General features: G+C 61.8%; 16 protein-coding genes. 3 read left to right on the top strand and 13 right to left on the bottom strand.

Annotated features, from left to right (window positions below; translation table 11 throughout):
* The 4 genes from KIH75_RS07270 to KIH75_RS07255 all read right to left on the bottom strand — a co-directional run.
* Window positions 1–1,661: glycoside hydrolase family 2 protein (locus KIH75_RS07270; protein ID WP_219056094.1), on the bottom strand; the 1,661-nt coding region annotated here is incomplete at its 3' end.
* Window positions 1,662–1,791: 130 nt separating this feature from the next.
* Complete coding sequence (gene galE, locus KIH75_RS07265) at window positions 1,792–2,793, bottom strand: UDP-glucose 4-epimerase GalE (RefSeq protein ID WP_219056093.1); 1,002 nt, start codon at window positions 2,791–2,793, stop codon at window positions 1,792–1,794.
* 3 nt (window positions 2,794–2,796) lie between these two features.
* Entirely contained in the window at window positions 2,797–4,287 is a 1,491-nt protein-coding gene (gene galT / locus KIH75_RS07260) for a UDP-glucose--hexose-1-phosphate uridylyltransferase (RefSeq protein ID WP_219056092.1), read from the bottom strand.
* A 125-nt stretch (window positions 4,288–4,412) separates the two neighbouring features.
* Window positions 4,413–5,588, bottom strand: coding sequence for a galactokinase (locus KIH75_RS07255; protein ID WP_219056091.1), 1,176 nt, complete (start codon window positions 5,586–5,588; stop codon window positions 4,413–4,415).
* Between the two features lie 421 nt (window positions 5,589–6,009).
* Between KIH75_RS07255 and KIH75_RS07250 the strand changes: the two genes are divergently transcribed.
* The 3 genes from KIH75_RS07250 (at window position 6,010) to KIH75_RS07240 (ending at window position 9,795) form a co-directional block, all read left to right on the top strand.
* A complete protein-coding gene (locus tag KIH75_RS07250) occupies window positions 6,010–7,044 on the top strand; it encodes a LacI family DNA-binding transcriptional regulator (protein ID WP_219056090.1) in 1,035 nt (344 codons plus the stop codon).
* Window positions 7,045–7,360: 316 nt separating this feature from the next.
* The gene (locus tag KIH75_RS07245; RefSeq protein WP_219056089.1) at window positions 7,361–8,689 is read left to right on the top strand and encodes an ABC transporter permease; all 1,329 of its coding nucleotides are present in this window, start codon (window positions 7,361–7,363) and stop codon (window positions 8,687–8,689) included.
* Window positions 8,686–9,795, top strand: coding sequence for an ATP-binding cassette domain-containing protein (locus KIH75_RS07240; protein WP_219056088.1), 1,110 nt, complete (start codon window positions 8,686–8,688; stop codon window positions 9,793–9,795). The genes KIH75_RS07245 and KIH75_RS07240 overlap by 4 nt, the downstream gene beginning before the upstream one ends.
* Window positions 9,796–9,898: 103 nt before the next feature.
* Here KIH75_RS07240 and KIH75_RS07235 read toward each other — a convergent pair whose 3' ends face one another.
* The 9 genes from KIH75_RS07235 to grpE form a co-directional block, all read right to left on the bottom strand.
* On the bottom strand, window positions 9,899–10,621 hold the full coding sequence (locus KIH75_RS07235; RefSeq protein WP_219056087.1) for an HD domain-containing protein: 723 nt from the start codon (window positions 10,619–10,621) through the stop codon (window positions 9,899–9,901).
* Between the two features lie 67 nt (window positions 10,622–10,688).
* Entirely contained in the window at window positions 10,689–11,558 is an 870-nt protein-coding gene (locus KIH75_RS07230) for a class II glutamine amidotransferase (RefSeq protein WP_219056086.1), read from the bottom strand.
* A gap of 111 nt (window positions 11,559–11,669) precedes the next feature.
* A complete protein-coding gene (locus KIH75_RS07225) occupies window positions 11,670–13,898 on the bottom strand; it encodes a KUP/HAK/KT family potassium transporter (RefSeq protein WP_236028113.1) in 2,229 nt (742 codons plus the stop codon).
* A gap of 98 nt (window positions 13,899–13,996) precedes the next feature.
* The gene (locus KIH75_RS07220) at window positions 13,997–14,956 is read right to left on the bottom strand and encodes a TatD family hydrolase (RefSeq protein WP_219056084.1); all 960 of its coding nucleotides are present in this window, start codon (window positions 14,954–14,956) and stop codon (window positions 13,997–13,999) included.
* A 148-nt stretch (window positions 14,957–15,104) separates the two neighbouring features.
* The gene (locus tag KIH75_RS07215) at window positions 15,105–15,818 is read right to left on the bottom strand and encodes a DedA family protein (RefSeq protein WP_219056083.1); all 714 of its coding nucleotides are present in this window, start codon (window positions 15,816–15,818) and stop codon (window positions 15,105–15,107) included.
* Between the two features lie 243 nt (window positions 15,819–16,061).
* On the bottom strand, window positions 16,062–16,733 hold the full coding sequence (locus KIH75_RS07210; RefSeq protein ID WP_219056082.1) for an HAD family hydrolase: 672 nt from the start codon (window positions 16,731–16,733) through the stop codon (window positions 16,062–16,064).
* 98 nt (window positions 16,734–16,831) lie between these two features.
* Complete coding sequence (locus KIH75_RS07205; protein WP_219056096.1) at window positions 16,832–17,395, bottom strand: heat shock protein transcriptional repressor HspR; 564 nt, start codon at window positions 17,393–17,395, stop codon at window positions 16,832–16,834.
* A 178-nt stretch (window positions 17,396–17,573) separates the two neighbouring features.
* Window positions 17,574–18,590 carry a DnaJ C-terminal domain-containing protein gene (locus KIH75_RS07200; protein WP_219056081.1) on the bottom strand — a complete coding sequence of 339 codons (1,017 nt, stop codon included), beginning with the start codon at window positions 18,588–18,590 and terminating at the stop codon, window positions 17,574–17,576.
* Window positions 18,591–18,771: 181 nt separating this feature from the next.
* On the bottom strand, window positions 18,772–19,398 hold the full coding sequence (gene grpE / locus KIH75_RS07195) for a nucleotide exchange factor GrpE (RefSeq protein WP_219056080.1): 627 nt from the start codon (window positions 19,396–19,398) through the stop codon (window positions 18,772–18,774).
* Window positions 19,399–19,400 lie beyond the last annotated feature (2 nt).

The raw sequence follows: 19,400 nt of genomic DNA, 5'->3' as shown, positions 1-19,400 counted from the left end.
ATGTCGTGCATGAACTCGCACAGGATGTACGGCTTCTTCGGATTGTTGGACATGTATGCGCGCGCACCCTCCGGCGGATCGTACATGCGGCTTTCCAAGTCGGAGATGACGTCCTCGAACGCGCGGTTGTGCACCACGCCCTCGTAATGCGTCAGGCGCCCGTCGCCCTTGCTCTTGTAGTAGGCGTCCATGGCCGCGATGGCGGTGCCCGCGTACGATTCGTTGCCCATGGACCAGAACAGGATGGACGGGTGGTTCTTCAGCGTCTCGTACTGCGTGACCGCGCGGTCGACGACGACCTTCTCCCACACATCACTGTTGCCGGGAACGTTGTACGACGGCTCCACAGCACCCATCTTCTGCCAGGTGCCGTGGGATTCGAGGTTGGTTTCGGCCATCACGTAGATGCCGTTCTCGTCGCACAGGCGGTACCATTCCAGGCGATCCGGGTAGTGGCAGGTGCGCACGGCGTTGATGTTGTTGCGCAGCATCACGTCGATGTCGTGCGTCATATCGTCCAGTCCGATGGAGCGCCCGCTGTCGGCGTTCCATTCGTGGCGGTTGACGCCGAGGATGTACAGCCTGTGGCCGTTGAGCGACACCTTCACGCCGTCGCGCACGAGCTTGCGGAAACCGGTGTCCGCCTGCGCCACTTCGCGCACCTCACCGGCGGCGTCGGTCAGGCGCACGTCGATGCGGTACAGGTTCGGACTGCCGTTGTCCCACAGCTGCGGGTCGACGATGCCGGTGAACGCGAGGGTGGCGTCGCCGTCCTGCTCCAGGGAGCTGGTCTGCGAGGCGATGCGGTTGCCTTGCGGGTCGATCACGCTCACTTCGGCGGTGGCGCCGGTAAGGCAGGTTCCTTCCTTGGCGCTCAGGCGCATGTCGACGGTGATCGCGCCGGTGCGCAGATCATCGTCGAGCAGGGAGCGCACGGCGATGTCGTCGACGTGGATGCTGGGCAGCGCCACGAGTTTCACCGGACGGAAGATGCCGAAGAAGCGGAAGAAGTCCTGATCCTCGATCCATGCCGCGGTGGAGCGCTTGAACACTTCGCAAGCGATGGTGTTGGTTCCGGTTTCGTTGATGTACGGCGTCAAATCGAACTCCGAGGGGGTGAAGCTGTCTTCCGCGTACCCCACGAAGTGGCCGTTGAGCCACAGGTAGAACGCCTGCTCCACGCCTTCGAACACCACGTGGATGCGGTCGCCGCGCATGTGATCGGGCAGCGTGAACGTGCGCATGTAGGAGCCGACCGGATTGTCGGCGGCGTCGGAGAACGTGCCGACGCCCGGGTCGCCTGCGGTCAGTCCTGCGGGACGGCGGTACACGTGGCCTTCCCACGGGTACATGGTGTTGATGTACTGGTTCGCGTCGTATCCCGCGATTTCGATATGACCGGGCACTTCGATGTCGTCGAAGTCCGCCGGGGCTTCGGCCTGCTGGTAGAAGTCGGCCGGCCTTGCCTGCGGGTTCGGCGAGTATTTGAATTTCCAAGTGCCGTCGAGTGGCATGATCAGACCGCTGCTGTCGCGTTCCGCCTCATCCTGCGTGGCATAGCACCGGTGATCGCTGTGCGCATCCAAGCGGTTCACGCGGAACACGTCTGGCCTGTCGAGCCAACTCAGGTCCGCGCTCTGCATCGAGCTTGCGCCATCCATGGGAGCCTCCTTGCTCTGTGAACTTTCTTCGTAAACTAGTTTACCGCAGATTTAGCAATCATTACTTTGTTTACTAAACAAACAGGGCCTCCCCGAAGGAAGGCCCTGTCGCGGCGCTTTGCGCCAGAGATCACTTACGATCGTCGTACCCGTTCGGGTGGGTGGAATGCCACGCCCAAGCGGTTTCGATGATCTTCTCGATGTTGTCGAACTGCGGCTTCCAGCCGAGCACGGTGCGCGCCTTATCGGAGGCGGCGATCAGGGTGTCCGGATCGCCGGGGCGGCGCGGCGCCATCTCGGCGGGGATCTCCTTGCCGGTCACCTTGCGGGCGGCCTCAAGGATCTGCAGGTTCGAGAAACCGGTGGAGGAACCGAGGTTGAAGGCGTTGGACTCGTTGCCTTGACGCAGGTAGTCGACGGCGAGGATGTGCGCGTCGGCCAGATCGAAGGGGTGCACGTAGTCGCGCACGTTGGTGCCATCGGGGGTGTTGTAATCGTTGCCGAAGATCATCAGCTTGTCGCGCTTGCCCTGGGCGACCTGCAGCACGATCGGCAGCAGGTGGGTTTCGGGGCCGTGATCCTCACCGATGGATCCGTCCGGCTTGGCGCCGGCGACGTTGAAGTAGCGCAGGGCCACGAACTTGATGCCGTAGGCCTGATCGCACCAGCGCATGATCTTCTCCATCATGAGCTTGCTCTCGCCGTACGGGTTGATCGGCTTCTGCGGGTCATCCTCACGGATCGGCATCTTCTCCGGAATGCCGTAGGTGGCGGCGGTGGAGGAGAAGACGATCTTCTTGACGCCGAATTCCTTCATCACCTCAAGCAGCTTGACCATGCCGGCGGTGTTGTTGTCGAAGTACTTCAGCGGTTCCTTCATGGATTCCGCGACCAGCGAGAACGCGGCGAAGTGGATCACGGCGTCGATGTCCGGGTTCTCACGGAACACACCGCGCATGAACTCCTGATCCGCCAGGTCGCCCTGGTAGAACTTCGCGGCCGGGTTCACCGCGGCGCGGTGGCCGGTCACCAGGCTGTCCACGACGACGACCTTCTCCTTGCCGGCTGCGACCAGTCGGTCAACCATGTGGGAGCCGATGTAGCCGGCTCCACCGAGGACCATAACAGTCATTGTTTACTTCTCCTTTGTTCCGAGGGTTTGAACAAACTTCATGAACGCGGCCTTGCCTTCAGGGGTGCGCTTGTACACGCCCGCGTCTTCCAGCACGCGGCTGAAGACCTTGCCCACGGCATCCTGAACGATGCCGGTGACGGTGTCTTCCGTCGCTTCGGGATGGGACCGCTTGATCTCCTCCGCCCATGCACGATGATACTCGGCGATGTCGTTGTCGCGGCCGAGCACGAACTTTTCGACCTCGGCGAGTTCCTTCTGCAGGCGCGGCGGAAGGATGGCCAGACCCATGACCTCGATCAGGCCGATGTTCTCCTTCTTGATGTGCTGCACGTCCGGATGCGGATGGTAGATGCCGTCCGGGAACTCCTCGGAGGTCTGATTGTCACGCAGCACCAGGTCGAGTTCGTACTCGTCGCCCTTCCTGCGCGCGATCGGCGTGATGGTGTGGTGCGGTTCGCCGTTGGATTCGGCGAGCACGTTCGCGTCCGGATCGGAGTAGGAGCGCCATGCGTCGAGGATCTTGGAGGCGAGTCTGACCATCTCGTCGCGGTCCTTGCCGGCCAGGCGGATCACGGACATCGGCCACTTGACGATGCCGGCCTTCACGCCCTCGAAGCCGTCGAAGGTGAATTCGGTTTCGACCGGTGCCTTCTCCATGGCGAAGGTGTGACGGCCGCCCTGGTAGTGTTCGTGGGCGAGGATGGAACCGCCGACGATCGGCAGGTCGGCGTTCGATCCGGCGAAGTAGCCGGGGAACTGTTCGACGATGCCGAGCAGGCGGTGGAAGGTCTGTTCGCTGATCTTCATCGGCTCATGCTTGCCGTAGAAGAAGATGCAATGCTCGTTGAAGTAGGCGTACGGGGAGTACTGGAAGCCCCAGCCTTCGCCGTCCATGTCGAAGCGCACCACGCGGTGGTTCGCACGCGCCGGGTGGTTGATACGGCCCTGGTAGCCTTCGTTCTCGATGCACAGCTGGCACTTCGGATAACTGGAGGTCTTCGCGTTCTTCGCGGCGGCGATGGCCTTCGGGTCCTTTTCGGGCTTGGACAGGTTGATGGTGATTTCGATGTCGCCGTATTCGGTGGGCACCGGGAAGTAGATGTTCTTGGCGATGGCCTTCGTCTTGACGTAATCGTTGCGTTTGCTCATCGCGTAGAAATCGGCGATCGCCTTGGCGGGATCCTCGTCGTAGGTGTTCCAGAACCTGCGGTTCACCACGCTGGGCGCGGGGGTGATGAAGTCCATCAGCTGGGCGCCGACGGTGTCCTTCTCGGCGGCGGTGTCGCCGACCTTGCCGTTGCGCGCGGCGAGATCCGCGAGTTCTTCCTTCAGATCGACGATGTCGTTGGCATCGGCGGTGGCGGGCGCATCGGCTCCGTCCTCGCCGACGATCGCCATGACGCGATTCGTGAGGTATACACGATCGACTTCTTCGTAATCGCTGTTCGCGATCACCTGGCTGACGAATTCGTCCACCAAACCTTGTGCCATGTCAGGCCTTCCTTCTGTATTCCAAAATGGTACGTTTTCTGCCGTCCGCCGTAGCCGTGCGGGTTACCGTGCGGCGGGCGGGACCGTTTGCTTGCGTTCGCGATCCCGCCCCACCGTGGATGTCGTCAGTTGTTGCGGGAGAGCACGCGGGAGCCGCTGGCAATCTCCGCGATGTAGAAGGCCGGGGCGTAGCCGACGACCTCTTCGTACTTGGCGCCGACGGCCTTGGTGAAGGCGCCGACCTTGTCCTTGTTCACGATGGCGATGGCGCAACCGCCGAAGCCGGCACCGGTCATGCGGGCGCCGATCACGCCGTCCTGCTCCCAAGCGGTGTGCACAAGAGTGTCCAGTTCGAGGCCGGTGACCTCATAGTCGTGTTCCAGCGAGACGTGCGAAGCGTTCATCAGGCGGCCGAAGCGGTCGAGATCGCCGGATTCCAGCGCCTTGCGGGCCTGCAGCGTGCGCTGGTTCTCCAGCACGGCGTGACGGGCGCGGCGGATGCGCGCGTCGTCCTTGATGAGGTATGCGTATTCGTCGAAGCTTGCCGCGTCCAGCTCACCCAGCGTCTTGATGTCGAGCTTGGCGTTGAGTTCCTCGACGGCCTTCTCGCATTCGGCGCGGCGCTCGTTGTACTTGGAGTCGGCCAGTTCACGGCGCTTGTTGGTGTTCATGATGACGATGACGTTGTCGCCCAGATCCAGCGGCACGAGATCGTAGACCAGGGTGTTGGTGTCCAGGTAGATGGCCTTGTTCTCGGCGCCCATGCCGATGGCGAACTGGTCCATGATGCCGGAGTTGACGCCGATGAACTCGTTTTCGGTGCGCTTGCCGATCTTGACCAGGTCGAGGCGTTCCAGCTTCAGGTCGAACAGTTCTTGGGCGATGATGCCGATGAGCAGTTCCAGCGAGGCGGAGGAGCTCAGGCCGGAGCCGTTCGGGATGTTGCCGTACACGAAGACGTCCATGCCGCTGGTGATGGCGTGGCCTTCCTCGCCGAGGAACTTCAGGACGCCCTTGGCGTAGTTGGTCCAGTTGTCTTCCTTCTTGTAGACCAGCTCGTCGAGGCGGGATTCGATGATGCCGACCTCTTCGAAGTTGGCGGAGTAGAAGCGCAGCTTGTTGTCGTCGCGCTTCCTTGCGGCACCGTAGGTGCCCAGGGTGATCGCGGCGGGGAATACGTGGCCGCCGTTGTAATCGGTGTGTTCGCCGATCAGGTTGATGCGGCCGGGGGAGAAGAACGTGGCGTCGGGCTGGACGCCGAAGACTTCCTGGAACTTGACGGTCAGTTCGGCAGTATCCATGAGAAACTCCTTCGTTTGTAACTGCTGCTGTTGTCTGTAATTTTACCTAGTTTTACGCTTTCTCAAAATTTTTTACTTAACAAAGTTGTTTGGCTTGATTCCAAGCTTTTTCAGCATGAAGACACGCCCGGCGTCCATTGATTCACAATTTCTACACAATAGGTTTTTAGTAAACAAATATGAACGTTAACCAGATACGGCTCCGCCTGACGCATTCGCTTGGGGGCCGTTGAAAGCATACCGCGCACCGATGGGGGAAGAGGAAAAATTCGATACGCGGATCTGTGGTTGTGTGGGACGGCCTCTTTGACGTCCTATGTCAGTAGGATACCCCCTATCGAGGGGAATCTCCATATTTACTAAAATTCTGTGCCATAATGGAACAGCCTCCCCGACCTCGTGTGACACGGAAGGAGTCGTGATGACGGCCGACAAGCAGAAGGAAAAAGCCCCCACGATCAAAGACATCGCAGCCATTGTCGGGGTTTCCATCGCCACCGTGTCCCGCGTGCTCAACCAGGACGAGACCATGTCGGTGAACGACAACACCCGCCGCAAGATCTTCGCCACCGCCGAACAGCTCGGCTACAAGAAGCATCGCAGAGCCAACGGCAAATCCAAGAAGCAGCGTCGCATCGTGATCGTCCAGTGGTACACCGAACGCCAGGAACTGCAGGACCTGTACTACTACTCCATCCGCATCGGCATCGAACGCCGCCTCGAAGAGCTCGGCTACGCCATCACACGCGTGTTCAACGATTCGTCCCACGCCGATTTCGAAGGCGCCGACGGCATCATCGCGGTCGGCAAGTTCAGCGCCAAACAGGTGCGCGGTCTCGGCAAATTCAACAAGCACATCGTGTTCGTCGACTGCGACACCCTCAACGCCGGATTCACCTGCATCATGCCCGATTTCATCAATTCCGTCACCGGCGTGATCGACCACTTCCTGCGCCACAAGCAGACCAATATCGGCATGATCGCCGGCGAGGAGTACAACGCCGACAAAACCGCCAAGCTCGCGGACCGCCGCTATTACACATTCCGCAACTACCTGAGCGAATGGAAGCTGTACAACCCGAAGAACGTGTACGTCGGCAGCTTCACCACCAGCGACGGCTACCGCCTGATGAAGCAGGCCATCAAGGAACATCCGCGCGACCTGCCGCAGGCCTTCTTCGCCGCCAACGATTCGCTGGCCATCGGCGCGCTCAGGGCGCTGCAGGAATCCGGCATCAAGGTCCCCGAACAGGTGAGCCTGATCTCCTTCAACGACACCGCCATCGCCAAGCAGGTGTTTCCGCAGCTCAGCTCGGTCACGGTGTTCACCGAGCAGATGGGCAGCACCGCCGCCGAAATCATGGACAAGGAGCTCAACGGGCGCCAGGTCTCCCCCGTTCCGTTCATGCTGAAATTCGCCACCAAACTCACGCTGCGCGGCACCAGTATCAACTAGCGGTCGATCGGATCGGGCGACACGTACGGCCCGCCTGCCGCAGATCGCGATACGAGCCGTGCGGACGACTGGTGAATCATAGGTGATTCGCCGGTGATCCTCAGGCGGGTTCGCGGGCGAACGCCGCGCGTATTGCGGCGCGATCGCATGCGATTCACCCACAAATCACGCAGCACACAGATTTTCTCAGGAATCTCTCAGGCTTCATCGAGTCGCATACCAGCATTGAGCGAGACAACCTTCAACAAATCCGGCTTAGTGTCTTATGTTGGAATTACCCGTAGTACAGCTTTGAGAGAACTGGAGAAAGTATCACATGTTCGTTCTCACCAACGCCTGGCACGCCCTCGGCAGGCACCGGGCGTATTCGATTCTGACCGTCATACTGGCGCTCGTCATGTCGTTCGGCGCCATCGTATCCTCCGCGGTATCGGCCAAGAGCACCGCAGCCCATGGCACCGAATACCAGTCGCAGAAACCCACCGCGGTGATCAGGCCGGGCGCGAAGCTGCAGTCGCAGCTCAAAGGCGATGATGCCAAAGCCACGACCGAACACTATCTGACCTTCACCGACTACTCCCCCATCGCCGTCAAGGCGCAGAACAAGTCCGTCTCCTTCACCTACTCCTTCACCGAAACCGTGCCCGTGCGCCAGAGCGATTCGCTCAAGGCCATTCCCGGCAGCGCCGACGTGCCCGCCGACAAGACCGGCGGCGAGCTGCTCATGCGCAGCTTCTACGACGCCAAGGCCGTGAAGACCAATGATTTCGGCGAATTCAAGCTGATCAAGGGCAAGAACCTGAAGTACACCGACGCCAAGTTCACCGGCGCGCTGATCTCCAAGGAACTGGCGGAGAAGAACAACCTGTCGGTCGGCTCCAAGTTCACCGTGGCCAATCCGACCGACGCCTCGAAGAAGTACACCTACACCGTGCAGGGCATCTACGAGTACGTCAATCCTGAAAGCGGCAAGACCTACAAGCTCGCCAAGCAGAACCCCAACAACGTGATCTACACGGCCTACGCCACCGCGTACACCAACGGCCTCGACCCGGAGAAGTCCCAGAAGGGCACCTGGGCCATGCCGAACCTCGATATCACGTTCATGTTCGACAGCCCGGACGTGTACGACTCCTTCGTCAAGATCGCCAAGAAGAACATGCCCAAGGGCTACGAGCTGTCCTCGCCGTCGCTTGAGGCCTACAACAAGAAGCTCGAACCGCTCGACGGCACCGCGTCGTGGATGCGCATCGCGCAGATCGTGCTGCTGGCGGTCGGTGGCGTGCTGCTGGTGATCATCACGATCATGCGCACCTGGGTCACCCGCCGCGACGAGATCGGCATGGCGCTGGTCACCGGTGTCACCAGGCCGCGTCTCGCCTGGCAGTTCATTCTGGAAACGCTGATGCTGACCGTGGTGCCGGTGGCGCTCGGCCTGCTGATCGGCGGGTTCACCGCACAGCCGATCGGTAAGGCGCTGTGCGGGTTCGCGACGCCGATGAGCGCGTCGATCGTGGGTTCGATGATCTGGGATTCGCTGGGCGCCATCGTGCTGCTCGCCGTCGTGGCCATGTTCGGCCCGGTGGTGTTCCGTAATCGCAACCTGTTCAAGCCTGTCGCGGCCGGATCGGAGGAGAAGGCATGAGTGACGCAACCGACAAGACCGACGAAATCGACGAGATCGACGATAAGGACGAAGCAATGACCACCGACACCACGGATGAGTTGAACGACGCCGCCGAGCCGGAAACCGGCAAGGACGCCGCCGAGGCAGCCGATACCGCGGCTGACGCCGACGTGGAATCCATCGAATTCAGCGTCGAATACGACGACGTCGCCGTCGATGCGGATACGGCGGATACGGCAACCGCCAAGGCCGCCGAGCCCGGCGCGGATGCCGCCGAAGCCCCCGCGGGCGCGAGCGCCGCGGCGACCACGGCCAACGCGAACCACGTCGAACAGACCCTGAAACTCTCGAAGGCCAACGGCGAATCCGGCAAGACGAAAACCGCCGCAGACCGCGCCTACGCCAAGACGAACCATCGTCTCGACAAGCAGGTGCGCGACCGCGTGCTGCTCAAGTCCTACCCCACGTTCTCGCTGAACCACGTCACCACGACCGCACGCAAAACCGGCAGGCATGTGCTCGACAACCTGTCCCTCGCCTTCTATGCGGGTACCCTGTACGCGGTCAAGGTGCTCAGCGATGAGGACGATCCCGAGCAGCGCACGACGCTGATGGCGGTGATGGGCGCGTTTGAGCCGCCGACCTCCGGCGAGGTCATGTCGAAGAGCTCGAACTTCACCGAGCTGGAGCTCGGCGAACTGCGCGGCCATCGTCTCGGCCTGGTGCCGCAGCGCTACGCGGTGCGCGGCGATCTCGATGCCGAAGGCAACCTGCTGTACGCCATGAACGGTTCCGGGCGCGGCTTCCTCAAGCCCAAGCCGGCGGTCGCCCGCGACGTGCTGAACAGCGTCGGCTTCAGTGAAGCCACCAAGGGCAAGAAGGTGCGCGAACTGTCCCTGCTGGATCAGCGCCGCGTGGCCATCGCCCGCGCCCTGTGCTGCGATGCGGAGACCGTGATTCTCGACGAGCCGACCAAGGGCCTGGACGAGGCGGAGAGCGCCGAACTGCTCGACCTGCTGCAGCGCATCGCACGCGGACGCGACCCCAAGCGCACGGTGATCATCATCACCAGCGATGACGCCGTGGCCGCAGCCGCGCAGAAGGTCTACGATCTGACCGACTGAGCCGCGATCCGGTCGAATCATCCGGCTGCCCTAAAACAACATATGGCTGCGCCCCTCCCCGATCGGGAGGGGCGCAGCCATATCCGTACCCGTACGGCGGTCGCTAGCGCTTGAGCACCATGCCGTATTCCTCGGCCATCGGTTCCACATCCACCACGCCGTACTGGTCCAGCAGATCCAGCCAACGGCGCTTGTTCTCCTCGCCGAACCGTTCGGCACGCGCGGTGTATGCGTCGGCGGTGAGGAACTTCGGCGGCAGCGACTTGCTGTTGTACTTGTCCGCCACCATCACCAATTCCTGTTCGAGATTCACCGGCACGTAGTCGGCGGGCGGCAACGGCAACCCCTGACGTTCCACATCCTCCTTGCGCAGACCGACGCCGGTGTGGTTCCGCGCGAACTGCGCGATCTCCTCGGCCACCCCCTGCTCGATGAGATACTCGTAGCCGAGCAATCCGTGCTTGATGTATTCGGGGCCGTTGAACTGCAACGGTTCGCCGTCGGTGCCGTCATGCTTCAGCACGCGGTACGTGCCGATATCGTGCAGCAGACCGCCGATCACCACCAGATGCTCGTCGATGAGCCGTGGCGGCACCTTGCCGCCGATCACACCGTCCGAAGAGGGCAGGGCTTCCTGCGTCTGCGCGGCGTCGGCGGGCAGCGTGCAACGGCGGGTGAACAACGCGTTCTGCCGGCGTGCGAGCGCACGGGCGATGCGTGCCACGATGACGCAATGGCGGTGGATGAGATCGTATGCCGCGTCGCTGGGCGCGATGCGGTGATGCAGTTCGTCGACCTGTTCGAGGGTCGGAATATAGCCAGTCATACGCACCATCTTAGGCCTGCACTGCGGGAAGGGCGGCTTGGCTTTGAAAGACCGGCCGGCCGTGCGATCAGATGCTGCGGATCTTCCACTGGCCGGTACGGTTCGACGCGACGATCATCTGATCGTTGCCGAGATCCTTCCAGCCGTCCGCTTCGAACTGGTCGAAGCCGGACGATGCCACCACGATGCCGGCGGCGTTGTTCTGGTCGTCGACGAGCGGGCGGTACCGCATGACGCGGTAATCCAAGGCCTTTTCGCCTTCGCCGTACTCATCGTAGATCTCGACGATGCGCGACGACGTGCGTTCGCGTCCGGCCGCGTTGAGCGCGATGAACGTGTCCTGCGACTGGATCATGCAGTTGTAGCTCGACTTCGGGTAGGTCTGGCGCAGCTGGCGCACGGTCTGGGCCAGCGCTTCGTCCAGCTCGTAGCCGGAGGCGACGTATTCGAGGACGATGGAGAAGAAGATCGCGGAATCGGAGCGGCCACCGGTGCCGAGGAACGTGCTGTGGTTCACCGGGTACTGCTTGTTCTCCACGATGTTGCGGCCGTGGGAGTCGGAGATGTCGCCGTTGTGGATGAAGCTCAGCCCGTTGCTGAAGAACGGCTGCTGGTTTTCGAGGATCAGCGGAATGCCGGAGGAGGCGAGACGCAGATGGAACAGGGCGCCGCGAGCGCCTTCGCGGACGAGCTCGTGGAACAGCGGATCATGTTTCGCCGCGACGGTGGACTTGTACAGTTTGGTTCCGGTTTCGGGCGATGGTGCGCCGCCATCCAACGTTCCCGGCACCTCAGGCGGGTCGTACAACGACGCGCATCCCCAGCCATCATTGTGGATGCGGCTCAATTCGCGGAATTCCTCAACCGTGGGGATGCCTAGGATATCGTTGAGGCTCAGGTTGGCGCCGGCCGTTGCGTATCCCAGTAATCTGCACATAGTAGGGCACTGTACCGCGCGTGCGTTTCGACGCGCGGACAGCGCTATAACCATTGCCTATATCCTGCTCCGTTCCCCCGGTTCCATCATCGGTTTCCGGAGCCGTGAGGCTCATTCGGAGGTGCGTTTGAGCTTCGGCGGCCTGTTTGTGGGTACGAACAGCGGCTGCACTTCGATGAGCGGATTGTAGGGTGCGAGGCCGAACCATTTCACCGCGGAACCGGCCATATGCCTGATCGCGTATTTGACGGACAGCGACAACGCACCCCTTCTCGACACCTTGGATTCGGGCATCAGGGCCTTGTGGATCAGCACGTATTTGATGGTGCCGATGCCTGGATCGGCGTCGACCTTCGGGTAGATGGATTTCTGCTGCGGCAGTTCGCCGGTGTGCTCCAGGTCGTGCATGATCTGATGCAGGTACGCGGGGATCGACTGCGACACTTTGAATCCCAGCCGCATTTTGATGCGGAACAGGTAGTCGGTGCCGAAGCTTTCCACACTGTATTCGCGCGTGAACGGCTGGTCGGTGGTTTCCACGCTCAACGCCCACCAGGCGCGTGCGCGTTTGGGGTGGTCGGCGAAGATGGAGAAGAAGATGTCGGTGTCGAGGCGCTTCATCTCGCTATCGGAGGTGAGGTAGACGATGTTGTCGGCGAAGAACGGGATGTGGTTGTCGCCGTGCAGCTTGTCGAGCGTGGGCAGGAAGTCCTTCGGCTTCATGTGGCGGCGCTGCGCGCGTTCGATCTTGGTGCCGTCGCTCCACGTGACCATGATGAACAGGATCGCCAGCGTCAGCAGCATGGTGAACCAGCCGCCGTGCAGGAATTTCGCCATCGACGCCACGAAGAACATGGTTTGTATCGCGAGGAACACCACCAGGAACACCATCGACCAGATCTTGCTCACCTTATGCCAGATGTATACGGCCAGCAGCACGGTCGTGGTGATCATGGTGACCGTCAGCGCCAAACCGTATGCGGCGGATATGTGCTCCGAATCGCGGAACAGCGCCAGGACCGCGAGGGTCGCCGCGCACAGTACGCCGTTGACGACGGGAATGTACAGCTGGCCGCGTGTACGTGCCGGGTAGCGGACCTGCAGGTGGGGCATCCAGTCAAGTCGGGTCGCTTCGGACACCATGGTGAATGCGCCGGTGATCAGGGCCTGCGAGGCGATCACGCCTGCCGTGACGGAAAGCACGACCGCGACGTAACGCACGGACGGCGTCATCATCTCGAAGAAGGGGTTCAGGCCGTGCAGATGGCCGTAGGCCTTGTCGTCCCAATGGTTGAGCATCCACGCGCCCTGGCCGAAATAGCACAGCACGAGCGCGACCTTGATGAACGGCCAGGTGAAGTAGATGTTGCCGCGACCCACATGCCCCATGTCGGAGTACAGGGCTTCGGCGCCGGTGGTGGAGAGGAACACGGTGCCCATCACGGCGATACCTGCGGCATTATGCGGGCTGAAGAGGAATTTCACGCCGTACACGGGGTTCAGCGCCGCGAATACGCTCCAATCCTGGCTCAGATTCACCAAGCCGACCACGGCGAGGAACGTGAACCACACCATCACCACGGAGCCGAACACCTTGCCGATGCTTTCGGTGCCGTGCGATTGCACGCAGAACAGCGCGACGATGATCACCACGGTGATCATGAGCGTCAGTTCCTTGTTCTGCGTGAACAGGTTCTCCAAGGCCGGCAGGGTTTCCAAACCTTCGACGGCGGAGCTGATGGAGACGGCCGGCGTGAGCACCGAATCGGCCAGGAACGCCGCGCCGCCCAGCATGGCGGGGAACATGAGCCATGCGCCGTAGCGGTGGATCAGCGAATACAGGGCGAAAATGCCGCCCTCGCCATGGTTGTCGATGCGCATGGCGATGAACACGTATTTGACGGTGGTGATCAACGTAATAGACCAGAACACCAGTGACAGTACGCCAAGCACCGCTTCGCGATCGGCGTTGGCCAGACCTCCCTGCCCGTTCAGGAAGGTTTGCATGGTGTACAGCGGCGATGTGCCGATATCACCGTAGACCACGCCGAGCGCCACGATGGCCATGCCCAGACTGATCTTGTTCGGCCCGGATTGCAGTCGAGCCCACCAGCGTCCGATCGGGCCGCGCTCATGCGCGCTGGCGAGCTTTTCGGCCTCACGGCTTTCCGCCTCGGCCTGTTTGACGAGTTCCGCGCGTTCCTCTTTCGTCAGCGAACTGCGCGACACTTTGGGAGCGTTGGTGAACCGGTCGGCTCTGAGCAGCGCCTCGTCATCCGCGCCGTCAGTGCTACCGCCCTGTTTTCGTTTCCGCGCGTTCCGCTCGTTCGGATCCTTCATCATGGGCCTCCCTTAGGCTCTCAAGAGGTTCTCAAGCCCCATTCTCTAATATCGCAGAGACATGGTAGTTCGCCCCGGGCACACCCACAACCCAGCAATCATTCGATGCCGTAGACCTTTCGCGTGGTTTCGCGGGTTTCGCGGGCCACTTCAGCTATCGGCATATCGAGCGTTTCCGCCATGGCTTTGAGCGTATAGGGGATCATGTATGGCGCGTTCGTGCGCCCGCGGTATGGCATGGGTGTCAGGTAGGGCGCGTCGGTTTCGACCATGGCGTGGTCGAGGCCCACGATGCGCAGCGATTCGCGGATGCCGTCGTTGCCCTTGTAGCTGCAGGTGCCGGAGAAGCTGAGATACCAGCCGTGTTCGCGGGCGATTTCGGCCATTTCCGCATCGCCGGAATAGCTGTGGAATACGGTGCGTTCGGGGGCGCCGTCGGCGAGCAGGGTTTCGATGACTTCCTTGTGGGAGTCGCGATCGTGGATCTGCATGGGTAGGCCGAGTTCCTTGGCGAGCGCGATATGCGCACGGAACGCTTCGCGCTGCAGTTCCTTGGCCTGGTCGCCGGTGCGGAACAGGTCCATGCCGGTTTCGCCGATGGCGACCACCTGCTTGGGGTAAGTGACGGCGAGCCTGTGCACTTCGGCGATCGCGTCCTCGAAGCTGACGTCATGCCACGGCTGGTATTTCACCGGCAGGCCGTCCGGCCCCGGTACGGCGCGATGACCGTGGTGCACGGCCTCATTGGGGTGGATGGCGAGCGCGGCGTGCACGTGTTCGTGTTCGCGTGCCATGTCGACGGCGGTCATGAGGTTCGGCAGTTCGCATCCGCAGTCGATCACGCCGATCACGCCGACGGATGCCGCTTGCTGCAACAGTTCGTCCACGCTGTATACGGGCACTTCCGGCTGGCCTTTTTCCACGGCTTCATGGCTCATGGCGCGTGAGAACGGTACGACGGATGCCACGTGGGTGTGGTTGTCCACCACTTGGGCGTCTGCCGGCAGCGCCTCCGGTGCCGGGGCCCAGCTGCGATCGCGATGCTTCTTTTTGCTCATACGCGCCATAGTGGACTCTCCCCGTGACGAATCGCACGTCGGCGCATACGGAAACATCCCGCATACGGGCCGTTGCCGCCCGGATGTTCGCCGGGTACAACGACTGTATGCGGGATGCCTGTTTGCTTCGGGTGTACGACCTGTACGCTCACTGTTCCACGGATTGTTCCACGCTCTGCTCCACGGGAGCGGTTTCAGTGGTCTTCTTCTTGCCGAACTTGGCTTTGAGCAGGCCGACGATGGTGGGCACGAGCGACACGGCCAGGATCAGGATGATGATGAGTTCGAAATGCTGCTGCACTGCGGGGATGCCGCCGAAGAAGTAGCCCATGAAGGTGAACAGGGATGACCAGCACAGGCCGCCCAGCACGGAGAACGGCGTGAAACGGCTCCAACGCATGCCGGAAATGCCGGAGATGAACGGCATGAACGTGCGGATGAACGGGAAGAATCGGCCGAGGAACACCGCGAGCGGACCCCACTTCTCGATCATCTTCTCGGTTTTCTCGATACGTTCCGGGGTCATGGCCTTGACCTTGCCAGATTCGAGGATGCGACGGCCGAAGAAGTGGCCGATCCAGTAGTTGCACTGGTCGCCGATGATCGGCGCGAGCCAGACGACCGGCAACAGGGCCAGCAGCGGCAGCGCGGCCTGACCGGTGGCACTGTCGGGCGCGGCGAACACGCCGGCCGCGAACAGCAGCGAATCGCCGGGGAGGAACGGGAAGAACACGACGCCCGTTTCCACGAAGATGATGATGAAGATGAATCCCAGGGTGGGGGCCACGCCCATCGCGATCCAACCGGCGATGGCCGCGCGCGGATCTTTCAGCAATTCCACAAAGAAGTTAATGACGCTCATACGCTTCCCGAATACTCGTTCATCTGATGTCTCGGCCAGAAGGCGTGAACAATCGCCCGCAAACCGTCAATAACCCTATCAACAGATGGTGCGGTGTGGTCATGCGCATATCGCTACCTGTCCAAATCTGCACATTCCCGCAACCTTGCGTACACGTAACCTTGCGTACATACGGAATTCCCCGACGACCGTCGGGGCCGTCGGGGAATCGGTAGGTTTGGTTGCGGATTCGCGGAACCGTGCTCAGTGCGCGAGACGCTGGCGGACGAAATCGTCCAGTGCGGTGGCGTCGATGCCCTCATAGCCGTTGATGGAGGCGAACTGCGGGCCGGACGAGGTGTCCGTGCGGATGGTGCAGGTCTGCGCGATGGTCGTGGCACCGGATGCGGCACCGGCTTCCAGGCCGACGAAGGTGTCTTCCAGCACGACGCATTTCGCCATATCCTCCGGGGCGATGCCGAGCTTCTTCGCGGCGAGCAGGTACGGCGCGGGATTGGGCTTGTGCGCGCAATCGTCGTCGCCGCAGACGTAGTCGAGGAACAAGCCGCCGGCCTGTTCCATGATGTTCTCGGCCATGGGCCTGGGGGATGTGGTGACCAGCATCACCGGAATACCCGCCTCACGCAGGGAGCTCAGGGTTTCCTTCACGCCGTCAATCCACGGCAGACGTTCCTGTTCGGCCTTGAACACGTAGGCTTTGAGCTGCACGTCGATCTCCTCGACGCTCAGCGTGCAACCATGTTCGATCATATGCTCGGCCACTTCGGGGACCGGCTTGCCGGAGCATTCCCAGCCCAGATCCTCATCCCAGTAGCCGCCGTTCTTCGTGGCGAGTTCGATTTCGCCATCATGCCACAGGGGTTCGGAATCGATTGTGGTGCCGTCAAGATCGCAGAACACGGCTTTCAACAGCATGTTTTCTCCTTGCTGTGGAAGAACGAATTACGCCTCAAGTACACCAAAGCAGCTCGACACAACGTTATGCGCCCGGCGTATGCGATTCCGGCGCGATTTCAGCGGTATCCCCACAGGATCATCGATTTGGATCCGGACACCGAATCAGGGTCGTAGCCGCTGGTGCCGGACGGCAGTTCGCGCACCGTGGCGTGGATGTCGCGACGCCACCTGCGTGCACTGTTGGAACGCTGCATTTCGACGATGTCGCCGTCGCGACCGGCGGTGAACACGCTGCCGTCGCTTTCCTCACGCATACGTTTGATCTGGCGGCGCAGCTGGCGGGTTTCCTCCTGCAGTTCGAGGATGCGCGTGATGCCGGCCAGGTTGATGCCCTCATCTTGGCTGAGTTTCTGCGCCTGCAACAGGCGGTCGATGTCGCGCAGACTGTACCGGCGCGCACCGCCCGAAGTGCGCTGCGGCACGACCAGTCCGACGCGATCGTACTGGCGCAGGGTCTGGGGGTGGATGTTGGCGATTTCGCCGACCTGCCCGACGGTGAAGATGGGGAGTGCGATGTCGAATCCCGCATTGTCGGCGCCGTCAAGGTCGGCCCGGCCCAGAACGATCGCCGTCGCGCACAGCGCGTACAGCTGGCGCATTTGCCGTGCCGTCTTCGCCATCATTCACCTTCTTTCGCATGTTCCGTCATGTTTTGTCGTGATTGCTGTAATCACCGTAATCACCATGGCAATCACGACTCATCGCAAGTCGCGGATCGCCAATCGCGAGTCGCGGGCGCTGATCCGTCCCGCTCCCCCACCACCGTGGTGGCGTGGCGAGCGGGACGGTGCAACGCGGTCAGCGCTGCAGGTATGCGCCTGCTTCCTCGTCGAATTTCTTGGCCGTACGCTTAAGGCCCAAGCCGGGTTTCGCCGGCACGTGGATCTGCACGCGTCCGATCAGATCGCCCTTCTGGTTGCCGGATGCCACACCGTGGCCGCCGACCTTCACTTCCGTTCCGCTGGAGGTTCCCGCGGGAATCTTGAAGGTCACGGCGTTGCCGTCAAGATCCGTGGCTTCGACCTTGCCACCAGCAACGGCTTCGCCCACGGTGACGGGAAGGTCCATCACCAGATCGTGGCCACGCATGGAGAACTTCGGGTCCTCCTCCACGGTGATCTGCAGATACATGTCGCCGGGCGCGCCACCGTTGCGGCCGGGCTTGCCCTTGCCGCTGAGGCGGATCTTCTGCCCGTCCTTGACGCCTGCCGGAATATGCGTCTTGAACTTCTTGCCATCGGCGGAAAGCGACACCGTCACGCCCTTGACCGCCTGGCGGAAGGTGAGCGTGATCTTCGAATTGCGGTCCTCGCCGCGTTCGGGCTGCGCGGGCTCCTCATACCCTGCACCGTAGCCGCCGCCGTATGGTGCGCCGCCGTACTGTGCGCCCGCCTGCGGGCCAGCTCCCCCGCCGAACATCGAGAAGATGTCGTTGAGGTTCGGCTGGCCGCCGCCCGACGTCTGGAAGCGGACCCGTCCGCCGCCCGGTGCGCCGCCGCCGAACATGGATCCGAAGATGTCGGAGAATCCGCTGGCGTCGAAGCCGCTTGCGCCGGAACCACCGGCGAACCTGGCTCCGCCCATGCCGAACTGGCGGATCGCATCGTACTTCTGGCGTTCGTTCTTGTTGCTCAGCACGTCGTACGCTTCGGAGATGTCCTTGAACTTCTCCTCGGCCTCCTTGGTCTTGTTGACGTCCGGATGGTACTTGCGCGCAAGCTTGCGGTAGGCTTTCTTGATTTCGTCGGTGGTGGCGTCTTTGGAGACACCGAGGACCTTGTAGAAATCCTTGTTCAACCATTCATTCTCAGCCATCACTGCCTCCTTTCAGGAGCTGCTTTGATAATGAAGTCTTTCCTTGTCCCTCCGCGCTGGGCGTGGAGGGGTTGTTCGTCTTCCCATTGGGGAAGGATGTGCACAACGGGCTGCCTGTTTTCCGAAAAACGGGAACACAGGCAGCCCGGAGTCATAACGTCGCCGGATGGTTCCGGGGCGCTCAGGCCTGCGGCGAGGCGACCACCACACGGGCCGCGCGAATCACGCGGTCACCGATGCGGTACCCGGCCTCCACCACGGTGTCGACGGTCTCCTTTTCAGCATTCGGATCCGGCTTGTGCAGGATCGCGTCATGCTTGGTCGGATCGAAGTCCTCGCCTTTCTCGCCGAACTTCTCAACGCCGAACTTTTCGAAGGCCTTGTCGATCTTCGCCGCGACGGCTTTGAAGGAATCGTCCATCTCGCTGTGTTCGCGGATGCGGTCGATGTCGTCGAGAGCGGGGAGCAACGCGGTCAGCACGTCGATGATGCCGTGCTGGCGGAAGCGATCCTGCTCCTTCTTGGCGCGATTGCGGTAGTTGATGAACTCCGCGCGTTCGCGCTGCAGCGCCTCAAGGTAATCGGCGGCTTCCTTCTTCGCCTGACCCAGCGGGGTCAGCGTATCCTCGCCGTCGCCTTCCGTTTCGGGCTTCGCGGCTTCGGCCGATTCCTCGGCCTTCGGGGCGGGCTGATCGGAGGCCTGGCCTTCGGCCGGCTTCCCCTCGCCCGCGGCGGGGGCGGCCTGCCCGGCCAGTTCGTCGGCGTCGGGCAGGTCGTTCAGATAATCGTCCTTGTTGAAGTCGGACATGA

The organism is Bifidobacterium pongonis (assembly GCF_019331805.1).
GTDB classification, from domain to species: Bacteria; Actinomycetota; Actinomycetes; order Actinomycetales; family Bifidobacteriaceae; genus Bifidobacterium; species Bifidobacterium pongonis.
The sequence above is the reverse complement of the archived record's forward strand: the minus strand, read 5'-3'. Positions and strand labels throughout refer to the sequence as shown.